Raw genomic sequence first — 14,969 nt, forward strand, 5'->3', positions numbered from 1 at the left:
TTGGGGCTTTTCTTATTCTAAAAAGTTTCTGATAGTTTTGCAGGTGCTTCATCAAATGGATATTGCTCGACAAAATCTGCTTGAACGGCCAGTCTTTTCGTACCTTTATCAGCGCATGTAACGAGGGTCAAAATAGTTTTATCAGGGATGTCATCAATAACGTAAACATCTGTTGCAGCGATGATTTCCTTGGTCGTTATCTTATACTCATAAATATTCGTTAAATCCGTTAAATAAATCGTATCTCCTATGCTCGCTTTGTATAAGGGGCCAAATAAAATATCTTTTTCCTCAAAGTAATGACCTGCTAATGCGTAGTTTCCTTGTCCAAGTTTTTGATTAGGCTTCATAGTGCCTGCTCCGACTGCAAGAGAGGCATTACCAACTCCTTTGACGATAGGAAGTTTCATACCAACACTAGGGACAGCGATACTACCAATGACAGGCATTTTATTTGCGGATGTTTGGGCTTTTAAAACTTCCGCAATGGATAAAGATTGCACAGCTTCAAATTCAAAATCGGCATCCAAACTATTGTTTTTTTCCATATCTTCTGCACTGTAATCAGTGGTATTTAATTGTTTACTCAAATGGGCGATAATTGCATTTTGAATGGGATTAATAAAAATAAGTAGGAGGCCAATGATGAGCATACAAATGAGTAGTGACAGTTTAAATTTATTCATTTCATAGATCACATCCTAGTATTGAAATTACGAGTTGCCGGTAGAAGGTTCGAGTTCCGCCGCTAAAACCGAGAAACGGCGATAACAAGGCAATTACAGCACTCCAAACGTTGTAAAGCACTCGTAAAGCTTCTATACGTAAAAAGAGTAGAGCTTTATGATGCTCTACCCGTACTAATCTTTATTTATCGCTGAAACGTACGCCTGCAACTCCGTAATGGTTTTTAGACATTTCTTCGATGAAAACTGTTACATTTTCTGGTGGCGCATTAACTGTACGAGAAACGGCTTCTGTTACTTCTTTTACTAGTGCACGTTTCTGTTCTTCTGTACGACCTTCAAGCATTTTCACTGTCACGTATGGCATAATATTGCCTCCTTTATTGAATAATGTTGTATAGTTAGTTAAGAAAGTATAAACTTCTTACTTGGCATTTGCGCAATGCCGGTGTCGCGTTTATTACGACGCTAATGCGCTTACTTTTATAATAGCAGAATGGAGGTAGTTAGAGTATGGAAAATGAAGAAAAACCAAAACAAAAAATGGGCTTTACTATTATTAAAAATGACCCGACAGACGGACATAAGGGATTTGGTATCGGTTCGCTTTCACTTGAAAACGTATCGCCAGTCATTATCGATATAGAAGAAGGGACGGCATCAGTTGAAATTGGTGCTATGCATGCTCGCAGTGATGTGGAACGAGGTATTAAATTTACGACAGATCGTGCTGATTCAGAAGGTGGGAGACCATATTGGCTGGTTTGGGTGACGATAGACCATAAAGCGGATGGACCTTACTATGCAGGTGTAACTGCGTGTGAAATGGTAGTCAATCGAGAAAAACGTCGTGGCTATAAAATTTTAGCTGATCATGTGAATAAAATGGATAAATCTATGAAGCGTCATATTATTGTAGAACATATGGATGCACCATCTAAAAAAGTGCTAGCTTCTTTCCTAGAAGAGCTCAATCCGGATCTGTGGGCACGTAGTGAGGAGCAATTGCGTCAAGATTTATTTGTTAAATAGACCTACAATGATTGAACAATCTGTGACATTTTGCAATCGCTTTCGATATAAGGTTGAAAGTAGGTTTGAAACAAAGTAAACTTGATTCAGAGCTTACATTTTAGTAAGCTAGGACACTTGGTTCTGCGAATGTGATGAGCGCTATGTGGCATTTGAACAACCCAAACCCAAGCCAAATGCCCCATGATGCTCATCTACTTCGCGAACCATAAATAAGAAAAGCTTTCTGTTCCCACGGACACGGCTCCGGGGAAGAGAAAGCTTTTCTTTTTCGTATATGTCTGTTACTTTGTCGAGAGCCTTCGTTAGTTAAAACGTTTATAGCTGATAAAGGTTCCACAGGATTAGTTAATTTTTAAAAATGGAGAATGGGAGCATGTTCCAAAAATTTCCCCACGTATTGGTATCGAGAATATCAAAGTTTGAACATTTTTCAGTTGGTACATCTTTAGCATCCATATATACGAGACGCTGTTTAGGACAGGCATCTGTCGCTAACTTTCCTGATTCAATATCGACGACCACACCTTTAACGCCTTTAGGCTTTGCGAAATCCTCGTTCTTTGTTCCTTTATTGACAGCCTCCATAAAGTCAATCCAAATTTGCTTTGTAGATGCAGTATCTTCTTTTGCCGTTAGATTTTTCCCTTGGTCATAGCCATTCCACACGCCAGCGGTTAAGCTAGGTGTAAATCCAATCAACCACTGATCGCTATTTGTAGAGCCAGATTTTGCTGCATACGTATGCGTCATGCGAGAGCGAATGCTAATCCCTGTAGCAGGAGAATAATCGCTAAAGACTGGGTCGAAAATACCCGTCATCATTTCTGTTAAGATATACGTATTTTCTTTTGAGAGAACTGTCTCAGCTTCTTTATCAACTTCTTTATTTTCGTAGATGGTATCGCCATTAGCATTTTTAATAGAAACAATAGTAGTAGGCGTAGTTTTTTGACCTTGCGATGCTAAAATATTATAAGCATTCGTCATTTCATATAACGTTGTTTCAGTCGTGCCAAGCGCGATGGATAAATTGTCCTTCGTACCGATATTCACGTTGAAGCGATTAGCCATTTCATGAAATGCTTTAAATCCAATCTCCTCTAAAGTTTTAACTGCGTAAATATTATCAGAAATAGCAATAGCTTGTGCCATTGACATATCATGATTTGCGAATTTGCCGTTAACGTTTTTTGGTGAATATGTGGCACGTCCTTTATCATAAGTGAAAGTTGTCTCACCTACATTTAAATATGTTAATGGTGTATAGCCATTCTCTAAAGCTGCTGCATATAAAATAGGTTTAATTGTTGATCCTGGTTGACGTTTTGCCTGTGTAACTCTGTTAAATGAACTTGCAGAATAGTCACGGCCTCCAACTAATGCAGTAACGGCGCCTGTTTTGGGTATCATACTAACAAAAGCAGTTTGCAGGTCATCAGCAGGCATATGTTTGGCTACAGCTTCTTCTGCTGCCTTTTGGTGTTCTAGATTAAGAGTTGTTTGGATAGTCCAGCCACCTTCACTAATGTCGAGATTCTGTGATTTCAAAATTTCACTAGCCTCTTGCCATGCTACGTCAAGGAAGAATGGTGCTACAGATTTTGTTGCTACCCAGCTATCATTCTTTAAGACAAGCTTTTCATTTTCTGCACGTGTTTTTTCATCTTGCGTAATAGCTCCTTGATCGGCCATCAATTTTAAAATAACGTGTTGGCGATTAGTTGCCTTTTCTAGATTGGCAATAGGGGAGTAAATACTTGGCCCTTTTGGAACCCCTGTTAACATTGCTGCTTCAGCAAGTGTTAAATCTTTTGCAGATTTTCCAAAATAAAATCGACTAGCTGCTTCTACGCCGTACATACCATGTCCGTAGTAGACAGTATTTAAGTAGCCTTCCAATATTTCATTCTTATCATAAAAAACTTCTAATCTATAAGCATACAATGCTTCATTTAATTTTCGTGTCCAAGATTTTTCATGTGAAAGATATAGATTTCGAGCATATTGTTGAGTAATTGTACTTGCTCCTTGCACCTTACCTCCAGCCTTAAGATCAACTAATAATGCACCAGCGATACGAGAAAAATCAAAACCGCGATGCTTATAAAAGTCTTTATCCTCAACAGCGACAACTGCTTTCATTAAATAGGGAGACATCTCATCAAGACTAACCCAATAACGCCGTTCATTCGTAAAGTGATCCCCAATCTGGTTGTCATTTTCATCTAAGAAAATAGAGGCTTTAGGTACGGTTAAAGGCGGAGCACCAGCCACTTGAACATAGATACGTAAAGCTATAAATGCTACTACAATTGCAGATGTAAAGGCGACAAAAAGGGTAAGTGCTTTACGTGTACGCTTCGAACGTTTTTGCTTACGTTGATAGCTTTTTCTCTTCATCCGACTTCACCTCGTTTTCTCACACTTGCGTATAGTATGTGTCTGAACATCCATATTTAATCGAAATTATTGGTAAAAACTATTGCACTTTATTCAAAAACATCTATACTTTTTTTGTACTGTTTGAAATGCTAGCGTTCGACAAAAGAATGTTACCTTGTAGATTTTAATCGAATTTTGCTAGACGTTCCAATAATGTATACGAGGATACAAGGATAGAGGTTTCATTACAATCCTGTAAGCCCATAATAGAGTAATGGTAAAAAGGTTCATCATCGACAGTTATTAAAACAGATTTCATTGGGATAAGGTGATGAACTGATAAAAATGAATTCAATAGAATTAATTCTAATAAAAGTGGAGGTCTAGTAATGAGATTTGATGAAGCTTATTCAGGAAATGTTTTTATAAAAAGTCATCCTACGTATGAGGATGCTCAGGCAGTCATTTACGGTATGCCAATGGACTGGACAGTTAGTTATCGTCCAGGCTCACGATTTGGTCCTCAACGTATTCGTGAAGTATCGATTGGTCTAGAAGAATATAGCCCATATTTAGACCGTGAGCTAGAAGAAGTGAAATATTTTGATGCAGGAGATATACCGTTACCATTCGGGAATGCACAGCGTTCTTTAGATGAAATTGAAAAGTATATCGAGAAGCTTTTAGCAGATGGCAAGATTCCTGTAGGTATGGGTGGAGAACATTTAGTATCGTGGCCTGTTATGAAGGCTGTATCAGCAAAGTATGATGACCTAGCAATTATCCACTTCGATGCACATACAGACTTACGTGTAGAATATGAAGGGGAGCCACTTTCTCACTCAACTCCTATTCGTAAAATTGCTGAACATATCGGACCAAAAAATGTGTATTCATTTGGTATTCGTTCAGGGATGAAGGAAGAGTTCGAATGGGCGAAGGAAAATGGCATGCACATTTCAAAATTTGAAGTGCTAGAGCCATTAAAAGAGGTATTACCATCTTTATCGGGACGTAATGTTTACGTTACGATAGATATAGATGTACTTGATCCAGCGCATGCGCCAGGTACAGGAACAGTAGATTGCGGAGGCATCACATCAAAAGAATTACTGGCGTCAATCCATGCAATTGCAGCAAGTAATGTCAATGTAGTTGGCTTTGACCTAGTTGAAGTAGCACCAATCTATGACTCATCAGAAATGACAGCGAATACAGCGAGTAAATTGCTAAGAGAAATGATATTGGGCTGGGTAAAATAAGTTAGGCATTATAAAGGTTGATATGAAGCGGTTAGAATGGGGTTTAGCTATGAGCTAGCCCCATTTTCCTTTAAACTCTGACTAAATACAGATAGGTAATCGTTTTGTTTGATAAAGTCGTATTCCGCCATTGAAGCCCTAATGCTATACCTTTACGCATGCCTGTATAAGCAATCGTTAAGAATGTTTTAGGAGACAAGAAATGGGGTAATCCCTAAATCATTGTGTAATGACTTTTTGGATTACCCCAAAATATATTTATTAATGTTTTGAAATATAAACTTTACCGTTTATCGTTACTTTAGAAGCTGAGATTAGTATTTCTTTATTTGCTTCAAAATATGGATTTAAAATTTTGTCGATAGCATCCCATTTTTCATTAGATTTTTCATAGTCACCTTTTTTATCAAGAGCTGTTGCTTCTTCATAAAGCCTTTTTAATTCTTTTTGATCATTTGCCTTGATTTCGAAATCAAAGTTAGACAAGTAATCTTCAAAGCTAAGTGGCTTAAAATAAGGATTAATCATTTCATCGAATTCACCCCATAGCTTTTCAGATAATTGATCATTTTTATCTTTATCAGCTTTTTTTGCATCATTGTATAAAGTTTTTAGTTTTGGCATGGCTTCAGCAGGGATATCTAATTCCAAATCTGAGATGTATTCTTCAAATGTTAACGGTGGATTTAGAACATCTAAGTAAGGTTGAAGAACCTTCTGGAATTCATCAAATTTTTCTTGTGCGTTTTCTTCTTTACCGGATTTCTCCAGTTTTATCCACTGTTGATAAATATCTTTCAGTTGTTTTTGATCTTTTTCTTTAATAACTATATTTTTTTCACTAAATTCATACTGTTCAATGAACTCTTCAAAGGATGCAGGTACCCAGCTAGCTAAAATATATGGCTTTGTGATTTTATCCATTTCAAGACTAATTTTTTCTACTTCATCATATTTCTCTTCTTTTTCTAACTTCTTCGTTTGACTAAACAACTTTTCTAATTTTGCTAAGTCTTCTTTTGTTATTTCTTTAGGTAAGCTTTTTTTGTATACGTCAAACGTATAGAAGTCTGAATAATCTTGTACTAAACTACCTTCTACAGAGATTTCCTGACCTTCTTTTAAGTTCATTTTTTCTAATTGCTCATCTGAAAATTCCTGAATTCCGATATAATAGTTTTTGCCGTCTTTGCCTTTAATTGTGATGCTATCTCCGTAGACGCTTTTAATAGTTCCTTTAATTTGTTGCTCAACTTTAACAGTTATTTCGTTTGTTGTTTTTGTTGTTGTTGTTGCTGTTTTTGCCTCAGCTTGATGTGGTGTGAAGACAGCCATTCCTATTGTTAGTGCTGATACAATCATCCAAGATTTTTTAATTGTTTTTTTCATAATTATTTCTCCTTTTATTTAAATGGTTGAATTACTAATTATTAGACGTCTTTCCAATTATAAAAAGTTTATTAAAGTTAGAAAAAATTTTTAAATGGTTGGAAGTATAGATCAATACTTAAACTTTTCACGGGGATGAATGTTAAATGGAAGGGAATTTAGGCTGGATAAAATAAGTAGGGTCTTCGAAATGAAGCGGGTGGTGTGGGGTTAGCTATAAGCTAGCTACAAAAAAAGACGCCATCCATAAGATAGCGCCTTGATATTAGTACTATTAAGGGTTCGTAGACCAAAGCCCAGCGTGTTTTAATACAACACGTGGGTGAAGTTTTAGCTGTGCAACCATTAAATCTGCTAAATCTTCTGCTTGCATCACTTTTTCAGGATTGCCGTCTGTTAAGTTTAGTTCAACAGCCATATCTGTAGCAACTGTACTTGGCGTTAATGTTGTAACGCGAATATTTTTCTTACGCACTTCAAGCATTAGTGATTCACTTAGTCCGATAACTGCAGCTTTTGAAGCTGAGTATGCACTTGTAATTGGTGCACCTTTTTGACCAGCTGTTGATGAGATATTAATGATGTCGCCTGTGTTGCGTTCAATCATCTCAGGTAATACAGCACGTGTTGTGTAGTACACCCCTTTAACGTTGACATCGATAATATTTGTCCATTCTTCAGGCGTTAAGTCCATGAAGCTACCAAATTTTGAAATGCCGGCATTGTTTACTAAAATATCGATAGCACCAAGCTCACCGCGAATTGATTCAACTGCTGAAGTGATAGAGTCTAAATCCGCTACATTTGCTACAGCGATGGCTACCTTCACATCATATTGTTTAAGTTCCTCTGCTACTTGTTGTAAATTTTCAAGAGTACGTCCAACAAGGCCTACGTGAATACCTTCTTGTGCAAAAGCAACTGCTGTTGCGCGTCCTATACCACGCCCTGCTCCTGTAATTAACGCCACTTTTCCTGCGATTGTTTGCATGATTTTCGCTCCTTTAAATGAGATGTTTTATTTAGAAGAAAAAATAGATTAAGATTTGTCTTTAAGACTATCCTCATTTTACTATGGTTTTCTACATTGTGAAGAGTGCACTTTTTGGTGCGGAGGTTACTAAAAGTTACTTGTATGAAAAGGAGTTAGCTCTATGTCAGATAAATTAAGAGAAGAAATAAAAGTGAGAATATTAAATAACGATTACCATTGTGAAAAGGAACTTACCTTATCAATCATTAGCGGGAAATGGAAAGTAGTTATTTTGTGGCATTTAGGTGTAGAAGGGCCACATCGTTTCAGTGAGCTTCAAAGACTTTTTCCGAAAATATCTCATAAGATATTAACAAACCAATTACGTGAACTGATGGAAGATGGGATTGTTCATAGAGAAGTGTTTCCGGAAGTTCCTCCGAAAGTCGAATATTCAATGACTGAACTAGGGATGACGTTATTACCAATCGTTGAGATGATGTATGAATGGGGGAAAAAGAGAATTGATCAAATTAAACAAGAAAGCACTAAAGAGGTCATTTCAAACGATTTAAATGGCGAAGCTACGAAAGCGAACCATCAGTCGCAAATATAACAAATTGCTAAGTGAAATGATTTTAGGTTAGGTAAAACAATTTATTTAACTTCTTTCAGTGGATGTCCAAACACCCGCTGAAAGAAATTAAAGCCTTCGGCGGATGTCACGGAATTATGACGAGGCGTAATTGATTAATGTGGGGCTAAAAGTGGGGGAGGCGTAATGAGTTCACTTTTAACCCCATTTTGTATTTGGCTAACATAATCATTACAGGTTCAATAGATAAGGCGAGATAATAAGCCTTCTTAGGAAAAAAGCTCATTTACGAAGTCAGCTTTTTTATTTTTTTGGAAACTTTTTGATTAGATTCACATATCTTATTGACATAGCTAGGAAAAAATTTTTCCATTATGGGTAACGAATGTTACCTATTGAATGGAGGCAAATTTTTTTGACCAAAAGAGCGATTTACTGAGGAGATTCTATTGGATTGTGCTTTTGAAATGGTTAGGAAGAATGACGTTGATAGTGTGAATGTAAGGGATTTAGCAAAAGAGTTAGGTTGCTCGACAAAACTTGAGCTTGGAAATTGAAAGTATTTAAAAAGACGTTTTTGAAGGCGTTAAACAAAAATTATTGAATGGAGAAAGTAAATGAAAAATTCGCCTATTCTTTTATCAATATTATTTACTGTACTTGCACTTGTTTTTCCTGCTATAGCTGGAGCGATTATAACAATCAAAAATATAAGTAGCATAAGCTCAATATTTTTGATTCAATTTATCTCCACTGCAGCTGGTGTTCTAGTTATTCTTTGGATCATGAAAAAAAGTAAATTCTCTTTCCAAGATTTCGGATTCAGAAAGTTTAAAGCAGAGGCGTGGATGGCTGTTATCGTTGTTATTGAGCTGGTTCCATTCTTAAATGGTATTACAGATAATGATGGTTTTTCTGCGCAGTATGTATTTATTTTACTTCTATTTGTTATTGCGGTTGGTTTTTGTGAAGAGCTTATTTTCCGAGGTCTAATTTTCAAATATTTATCAGTAAAAGAGCTTAAAGTGGCTATTATAGGTTCCTCAATTTTGTTTGGCATTGGACATCTTGCAAATTTAGCTTCCGGTCAGGATTTTTTAATGACATTACTACAAATTATTTTTGCATTCCTCTTTGGGCTAGTTTGTGCAGAAATTGTAGCAAAGACAAAAAGTATTATTTTCCCGATTGTCTGGCACGCTACGCACGATTTTATTGCATTCATGACTGATAAAAGTGAGCCGGATGTCCTTGCGGTTTCTATTTATGTCTTTCAGTGTATAGTGTTAATAGGTCTCGTAATTTATTTCTGGAGAGCTTTATTTACTAAGAAAGATAAGTCGGGAGCGATAATCATAAACAATGGGTAGCCTGAAAGTTACGTTTAATGGGATCCACTAAGAGAACTGGTACTGTGCTAGATAAAACAATTTATTTAACTTCTTCAGCTGGTATCCAAACACCCGCTGAAAGAAGTTAAAACCTCCGGGTGCAATTATGCCGAGGCATAATTGATTAATGTGGGGCTAAAAGTGGGGAAGCGTAATGGCCCCGCTTGCTTTTAAAACTTGACTAACATAATCATTTCAAGGATACCTTTGTTTATCACGATAGCTATTGAAAAAGGTGGCTCACTTACAAAGTGAGCTTTTTTTGTTTCTTTGGAAATTTTTTGAATACCTTATTGACACTGAAAGGAAAATACTGTTACATTATAGGTAACGGATGTTACCTATTAAAAGGAGGCAAATTTTTTTGGCACCAAAAGAGCGATTTACAGAGGAAATTTTAATGGATTGTGCTTTTGAAATGGTTAGGAAGAGCGGCATTGATAGTGTGAATGCAAGAGATTTAGCAAAAGAGTTAGGTTGTTCGACAAAGCCTATATTTCGATTATTCTCGAGTATGGACGATTTGAAGTATGCATTATATGAAAGGGCTGGCAATCTATACAACGAAAGAATGTTTCAAGGCTTACAAGAAAGTTCTTTTTTAGGAATGGGGTTAGCTTATATTAACTTTGCTCGCGAAGAAAAAAAGTTATTTGAGCTGTTATTTCTATCTAATAAATATAAGATCTCGAGCTTTTCAGATTTATTAAATGACGTAGAAAACCAAGGAATTATTGCATTAATTTCTAATTTAACAGGATTAACTCAAACCTCTGCTAGATCCCTATTTATAGATATATGGTTAACTACGCATGGTATAGCGACAATGTGTGCAACGAATACTTGCGATTTAGATAGCTCGGAAATTGAGGGTATTTTAAAAGAGGTTTATGAAGGCGTTAAACAAAAATTATTGAATGGAGAAAATAAATGAAAATGAAAAATTCACCTATTCTTTTATCAATATTATTTACTGTGCTTGCACTTGTTTTTCCTGCTATAGCTGGGACAATTATAACAATCAAAAATATAAGTACCTTAAGCTCAATATTTTTGATTCAATTTATCTCCACTACAGCGGGTGTTCTAGTTACTCTTTGGATCATGAAAAAAAGTAAATTCATGTTCCATGATTTTGGATTTAGAAGATTTAAAGCCGAGGCTTGGATGGCTGTGATTGTTATTTCTGAGCTGATTGCTTTCCTTAATGGTATTACAGATAAAGATGGCTTTTCTGCGCAGTATGTATTTATTTTGCTTCTATTTGTTATTGCAGTTGGTTTTTGTGAAGAGCTTATTTTCCGAGGCTTAATTTTCAAATATTTATCAGCAAAAGGGCTAAAAGTGGCTATTCTAGGCTCCTCATTTTTATTTGGTATTGGACATCTTGCAAATTTAGCTTCCGGTGCTGATTTATTAATGACATTACTACAAATAACTTATGCATTCCTCTTTGGGTTAGTTTGTGCAGAAATTGTTGCAAAAACAAAAAGTATTATTTTCCCGATTATCTGGCATGCTATGCACGATTTTATAGCTTTCTTGACTGACAGTGAGCCAAATGTACTTGCTGTTTCTATCTATGTTTTCCATTGTATAGTGTTAATTGGTCTAGCGATTTATTTCTGGAGAGCTTTATTTACTAAGAAGGATTCAATGAAATTAAAAAATACGGAAAGCTATGTTTAACAAAAAAGCATCTACTCATTAATTTGAGCGGATGCTTTTTTGTCTAGTTCTATTCAGGTGTTAATCCAACATTACCTCCTGAAATAAGAAAACACACTTTTTCGTTTTTATGAATAGGTAAAGCTCCTTGCAGGGCAGCGCCAATCCCGATAGAAGAGGAAGGTTCTGCGATAATTTTACCCTCCGAGAGTAAGGTTTTCATCCCGCGTTGAATCAATACTTCATCTACACTTACAACCTCATCCACAAGCTGTTGAACAAGTGGAAAGTTCCGTTCTCCAGGCTGTAAAGTTAGTAGGGCATCAGCTAAAGATTTTTGTTCCGATAAAAGCAATCTTTCGCCAGCTTCTAAGCTTTTGCTATAACGCGAAACAACAGCAGGCTCCGCACCAATTATTTTGATTTGCGTGGCAATGGATTTTACAGCAGTTGCAATGCCACTAATTAATCCACCACCACCAATAGGAACAACTATAGTATCGACATCAGGGAGCTGTGCTAATATTTCCAAACCTGCTGTTCCTTGTCCTGCCATAATATCGTAATCATCATAAGGGTGTATGTTGCAATAGCCATGATCACGACTAAGTTTTTCTGTTAGAACATGTCTTTCTGCCAGCTTACACTGCACAACTTCTGCACCTAAGGCACGTATTCCATCAACCTTCACGGTAGGAGCTGAATCCGGTAGGACAATTGTTGCCTTAATATTTAGGAGCTTGGCAGCGTAGGCAACGCCTTTGCCATGATTACCCGAGGAAGCAGCAACTACGCCTTTTTGCAATTGTTCTAACGGCATGGATAGCATTTTATTAAGAGCCCCACGAAGTTTGAAAGAGTTGGTTTTTTGCATATTCTCGGCTTTTATGTAGGCATGACATCCTAAAAGTTCATCGAGCCCATTTAATCGAATCATAGGCGTTTCATATATATAAGATGAAATTCTTCGTTTTGCAGCATGAATTTGTTCAATTGTTAACATACAGCAACCCTCATTCCGGTTAATTGATTGAAAATTCTAATTTCATAACATGACTGTAGATTTTCAGGGGATTTTTGTCAATGTTAAATAGTAAAGTGATTATTGACAAATTACTGCCATATCGGATAGAATACTTACTTCTATCTTGAAAAAATATGAGTATTCATCCTATAATAAAAAGGTTATAGTAAAAACAATAAAAGGGAGCGTCCATAATGGCCAACGAAGCAAGATCGCAGGTGAACATTAAGCTCATTTCTACGATTCGCCCGATTGATGGGGAGTCCGAAAGTTATGAAATGTGGCTGACAGGGCAGCTACTTGAAAAAGCAGGAAGCATGTATTTGAAATATGAAGAGGTGCAGGAGGATAAAACCATCCGCACAACTATGAAGCTAGGCAATGAACAGGCATTAATTATGCGTGCCGGAGCAGTAAAGATGCGACTACCACTTAACATAATTGAACAACAAATAGGTCATTATGAAAGTGAGTTCGGTTCAATGCCACTCGTCATACACACGAAAAATATGACGTTTACAAAACAGGCAGTAAGCGGAGATTTCCATGTACAGTACGATTTACTAATGGGTGGGCAATCCGTTGGCAATTATACATTAGACATTACATTTACGGAGGTACAATGATGAACGCAGTAGAACAAGTACAACAAGCCATTAAAGTAGCAATTGCGCAGGCTGTTGAAAAAGCTGGCTTAGTAGAAGCTGGCACAGAGTTAAATATTCACCTTGAAACACCGAAGGATAAAGCAAATGGGGACTATGCTACAAACATTGCTATGCAATTAACGAAATTAGCAAAAAAACCACCTCGTGCCATTGCAGAAGCTATTTTAGAAAATCTTGACACAGCAGGTACAGATATTGAGAAGATCGATATTGCTGGCCCAGGCTTCATGAATATTACTGTACGTAAAGATTTCCTATCAGGTGTAGTAAAAGCAGTGCTAGAGCAAGGTGCTGATTACGGCCGTTCTAATGCTGGCGCAGGAGAAAAAGTTCAAGTTGAATTCGTATCTGCAAATCCAACAGGTGATCTTCATTTAGGTCATGCACGTGGAGCTTCTGTAGGGGATTCATTATGTAATGTGCTAGATATGGCAGGTTACGATGTTTCTCGTGAGTACTACATTAACGATGCGGGTAACCAAATTAATAACTTAGCTTATTCACTTGAAGCGCGTTATAAGCAAGCTTTAGGAATGGATGCTGAGATGCCAGAGGATGGCTACCACGGTTCAGATATTATTGAAATCGCTGGTAAACTAGCTAGTGAGCATGGCGATGCAATTTTATCTAAAACTGATGAAGAACGTTTTGCATTCTTCCGTCAACATGGTTTAGCGTTAGAATTAGACAAGTTAAAAACAGACCTTGCAAACTTCCGTGTAAACTTTAATGTGTGGTATTCAGAAACTTCACTATATGAAAACGGCAAAATCGAAGTAGCGTTAGATAAACTAAAAGCGAATGGTCATGTATTTGAAGAAGACGGTGCTACTTGGTTCCGTTCAACAACATTTGGCGACGATAAAGACCGCGTGTTAATTAAAAATGATGGCTCTTTCACATATCTGACTCCAGATATCGCCTACCATGAGGACAAAATTGTACGTGGTTTCGATAAGTTAATTAATATTTGGGGAGCTGACCACCACGGCTATATCCCACGTATGAAGGCTGCTATTCAGGCGCTTGGCTACGACCGTGATACGCTTGAAGTAGAAATCATCCAAATGGTTCAGCTTTATAAAAACGGTGAGAAATTCAAAATGTCTAAACGTACAGGGAACGCTGTTACAATGCGTGAGCTTGTAGAAGAGGTTGGCCTAGACGCAGTACGTTATTTCTTCGTGAAAACTGCAGGCGATTCGCATATGGACTTTGACTTAGACCTTGCTGTATCTCAATCAAATGAAAACCCTGTGTATTATGCACAATATGCGCATGCACGTATTTCTTCAATTTTACGCTCAGCGAGTGAGCAAGGCTTTGCTGCAACAACAGATCATTTAACACTGTTAACTGCAGAAAAAGAAATTGATTTACTGAAAAAAGTGGGCGACTTCCCGAAAGTGGTAGCAGATGCTGCGAAGCACCGTACACCACACCGTATCGCCAACTATATTCAAGAAACAGCAGCTGCATTCCACAGCTTCTATAACGCTGAAAAAGTGTTAGACGCTTCAAATAAAGAGCTAACAGAGGCTCGTTTAGCCCTTATCACTGCTGTTCGTACAACAATTGCTAATGCACTACGCTTAATCGGCGTATCTGCACCAGAAAAAATGTAATAACAGTCTGTTTAGCCCCCGGCACAATAATGTGCCGGGGGTTTTTTGTGTTGAAATGGATTAGATAATTAGAGCTGAGTTGTTGAAGCGACGGAAAGAATCGTCGAAGCGACGGAAGGAATAGCAAGAGCGACGGATAGAATCGGGAGCGACGGAAGGAACCGCCAGAGCGACGGAAAGAATCATCAAAGCGACGGAAGAAATAGCAAGAGCGACGGATAGAATCGTAAGCGACGGATAGAATCGTAAGCGACGGATAGAATCATCGAAG

At 37.3% G+C, this 14,969-nt stretch carries 16 protein-coding genes; 8 read left to right on the forward strand and 8 right to left on the reverse strand.

What is annotated here, in order from left to right; genetic code table 11:
- Window positions 1–17: 17 nt before the first annotated feature.
- Window positions 18–686 carry a class A sortase gene (locus ACQKMV_RS00380; RefSeq protein WP_427501889.1) on the reverse strand — a complete coding sequence of 223 codons (669 nt, stop codon included), beginning with the start codon at window positions 684–686 and terminating at the stop codon, window positions 18–20.
- 181 nt (window positions 687–867) lie between these two features.
- Window positions 868–1,053: a 2-hydroxymuconate tautomerase gene (locus ACQKMV_RS00385; protein WP_053484500.1), complete on the reverse strand. Its 186-nt coding sequence runs from the start codon at window positions 1,051–1,053 to the stop codon at window positions 868–870.
- Between the two features lie 146 nt (window positions 1,054–1,199).
- Between ACQKMV_RS00385 and ACQKMV_RS00390 the strand changes: the two genes are divergently transcribed.
- Complete coding sequence (locus ACQKMV_RS00390) at window positions 1,200–1,718, forward strand: YwhD family protein (RefSeq protein WP_427425966.1); 519 nt, start codon at window positions 1,200–1,202, stop codon at window positions 1,716–1,718.
- 348 nt (window positions 1,719–2,066) lie between these two features.
- Here the strand turns inward: ACQKMV_RS00390 and ACQKMV_RS00395 are convergent, their stop codons facing one another.
- Window positions 2,067–4,121 (reverse strand): transglycosylase domain-containing protein, encoded by a 2,055-nt coding sequence (locus ACQKMV_RS00395; RefSeq protein WP_427501890.1) that lies wholly within the window; start codon window positions 4,119–4,121, stop codon window positions 2,067–2,069.
- Window positions 4,122–4,287: 166 nt separating this feature from the next.
- Window positions 4,288–4,458, reverse strand: a complete 171-nt coding sequence (locus ACQKMV_RS00400; RefSeq protein WP_427501891.1) for a hypothetical protein — start codon at window positions 4,456–4,458, stop codon at window positions 4,288–4,290.
- 34 nt (window positions 4,459–4,492) lie between these two features.
- On the opposite strand from ACQKMV_RS00400, the gene speB reads away from it, so the two are divergent.
- A complete protein-coding gene (gene speB, locus ACQKMV_RS00405; protein WP_427425968.1) occupies window positions 4,493–5,365 on the forward strand; it encodes an agmatinase in 873 nt (290 codons plus the stop codon).
- A gap of 261 nt (window positions 5,366–5,626) precedes the next feature.
- Here speB and ACQKMV_RS00410 read toward each other — a convergent pair whose 3' ends face one another.
- Window positions 5,627–6,754: a hypothetical protein gene (locus ACQKMV_RS00410; protein ID WP_427501892.1), complete on the reverse strand. Its 1,128-nt coding sequence runs from the start codon at window positions 6,752–6,754 to the stop codon at window positions 5,627–5,629.
- Window positions 6,755–7,028: 274 nt separating this feature from the next.
- Window positions 7,029–7,745 carry a 3-ketoacyl-ACP reductase gene (locus ACQKMV_RS00415; protein WP_427501893.1) on the reverse strand — a complete coding sequence of 239 codons (717 nt, stop codon included), beginning with the start codon at window positions 7,743–7,745 and terminating at the stop codon, window positions 7,029–7,031.
- A gap of 163 nt (window positions 7,746–7,908) precedes the next feature.
- Here ACQKMV_RS00415 and ACQKMV_RS00420 point away from each other — a divergent pair, with 163 nt between their 5' ends.
- The 4 genes from ACQKMV_RS00420 to ACQKMV_RS00435 all read left to right on the forward strand — a co-directional run bounded on the left by ACQKMV_RS00420 (window position 7,909) and on the right by ACQKMV_RS00435 (window position 11,402).
- Window positions 7,909–8,343: a winged helix-turn-helix transcriptional regulator gene (locus ACQKMV_RS00420; RefSeq protein WP_427501894.1), complete on the forward strand. Its 435-nt coding sequence runs from the start codon at window positions 7,909–7,911 to the stop codon at window positions 8,341–8,343.
- 596 nt (window positions 8,344–8,939) lie between these two features.
- Window positions 8,940–9,692, forward strand: a complete 753-nt coding sequence (locus ACQKMV_RS00425) for a CPBP family intramembrane glutamic endopeptidase (protein ID WP_427501895.1) — start codon at window positions 8,940–8,942, stop codon at window positions 9,690–9,692.
- 385 nt (window positions 9,693–10,077) lie between these two features.
- The gene (locus tag ACQKMV_RS00430) at window positions 10,078–10,647 is read left to right on the forward strand and encodes a TetR/AcrR family transcriptional regulator (protein ID WP_427501896.1); all 570 of its coding nucleotides are present in this window, start codon (window positions 10,078–10,080) and stop codon (window positions 10,645–10,647) included.
- Window positions 10,644–11,402 (forward strand): CPBP family intramembrane glutamic endopeptidase, encoded by a 759-nt coding sequence (locus ACQKMV_RS00435; protein ID WP_427501897.1) that lies wholly within the window; start codon window positions 10,644–10,646, stop codon window positions 11,400–11,402. The genes ACQKMV_RS00430 and ACQKMV_RS00435 overlap by 4 nt, the downstream gene beginning before the upstream one ends.
- 49 nt (window positions 11,403–11,451) lie before the next feature.
- On the opposite strand, the gene ACQKMV_RS00440 is transcribed toward ACQKMV_RS00435, so the two are convergent.
- Window positions 11,452–12,384 (reverse strand): threonine ammonia-lyase, encoded by a 933-nt coding sequence (locus ACQKMV_RS00440; protein ID WP_427501898.1) that lies wholly within the window; start codon window positions 12,382–12,384, stop codon window positions 11,452–11,454.
- Window positions 12,385–12,599: 215 nt separating this feature from the next.
- Here ACQKMV_RS00440 and ACQKMV_RS00445 point away from each other — a divergent pair, with 215 nt between their 5' ends.
- Window positions 12,600–13,031 carry a DUF1934 domain-containing protein gene (locus tag ACQKMV_RS00445; protein WP_427501899.1) on the forward strand — a complete coding sequence of 144 codons (432 nt, stop codon included), beginning with the start codon at window positions 12,600–12,602 and terminating at the stop codon, window positions 13,029–13,031.
- Entirely contained in the window at window positions 13,031–14,698 is a 1,668-nt protein-coding gene (gene argS, locus ACQKMV_RS00450; RefSeq protein ID WP_427501900.1) for an arginine--tRNA ligase, read from the forward strand. The genes ACQKMV_RS00445 and argS overlap by 1 nt, the downstream gene beginning before the upstream one ends.
- A 60-nt stretch (window positions 14,699–14,758) precedes the next feature.
- Here argS and ACQKMV_RS00455 read toward each other — a convergent pair.
- Window positions 14,759–14,969 (reverse strand): hypothetical protein (locus tag ACQKMV_RS00455; RefSeq protein ID WP_427501901.1); only part of this gene is annotated, 211 nt, incomplete at its 5' end.

Source organism: Lysinibacillus sp. NPDC094403 (assembly GCF_050278745.1).
Classification (GTDB): Bacteria; Bacillota; Bacilli; order Bacillales_A; family Planococcaceae; genus Lysinibacillus.

Coding starts and splice junctions, on each gene's coding strand:
- argS (WP_427501900.1), top strand. CDS start 13,031: ATGAACGCAGTAGAACAAGTACAACAAGCCATTAAAGTAGCAATTGCG.
- ACQKMV_RS00445 (WP_427501899.1), top strand. CDS start 12,600: ATGGCCAACGAAGCAAGATCGCAGGTGAACATTAAGCTCATTTCTACG.
- ACQKMV_RS00420 (WP_427501894.1), top strand. CDS start 7,909: ATGTCAGATAAATTAAGAGAAGAAATAAAAGTGAGAATATTAAATAAC.
- ACQKMV_RS00380 (WP_427501889.1), bottom strand. CDS start 686: ATGAATAAATTTAAACTGTCACTACTCATTTGTATGCTCATCATTGGC.
- speB (WP_427425968.1), top strand. CDS start 4,493: ATGAGATTTGATGAAGCTTATTCAGGAAATGTTTTTATAAAAAGTCAT.
- ACQKMV_RS00410 (WP_427501892.1), bottom strand. CDS start 6,754: ATGAAAAAAACAATTAAAAAATCTTGGATGATTGTATCAGCACTAACA.
- ACQKMV_RS00435 (WP_427501897.1), top strand. CDS start 10,644: ATGAAAATGAAAAATTCACCTATTCTTTTATCAATATTATTTACTGTG.
- ACQKMV_RS00425 (WP_427501895.1), top strand. CDS start 8,940: ATGAAAAATTCGCCTATTCTTTTATCAATATTATTTACTGTACTTGCA.
- ACQKMV_RS00440 (WP_427501898.1), bottom strand. CDS start 12,384: ATGTTAACAATTGAACAAATTCATGCTGCAAAACGAAGAATTTCATCT.
- ACQKMV_RS00385 (WP_053484500.1), bottom strand. CDS start 1,053: ATGCCATACGTGACAGTGAAAATGCTTGAAGGTCGTACAGAAGAACAG.
- ACQKMV_RS00415 (WP_427501893.1), bottom strand. CDS start 7,745: ATGCAAACAATCGCAGGAAAAGTGGCGTTAATTACAGGAGCAGGGCGT.
- ACQKMV_RS00390 (WP_427425966.1), top strand. CDS start 1,200: ATGGAAAATGAAGAAAAACCAAAACAAAAAATGGGCTTTACTATTATT.
- ACQKMV_RS00395 (WP_427501890.1), bottom strand. CDS start 4,121: ATGAAGAGAAAAAGCTATCAACGTAAGCAAAAACGTTCGAAGCGTACA.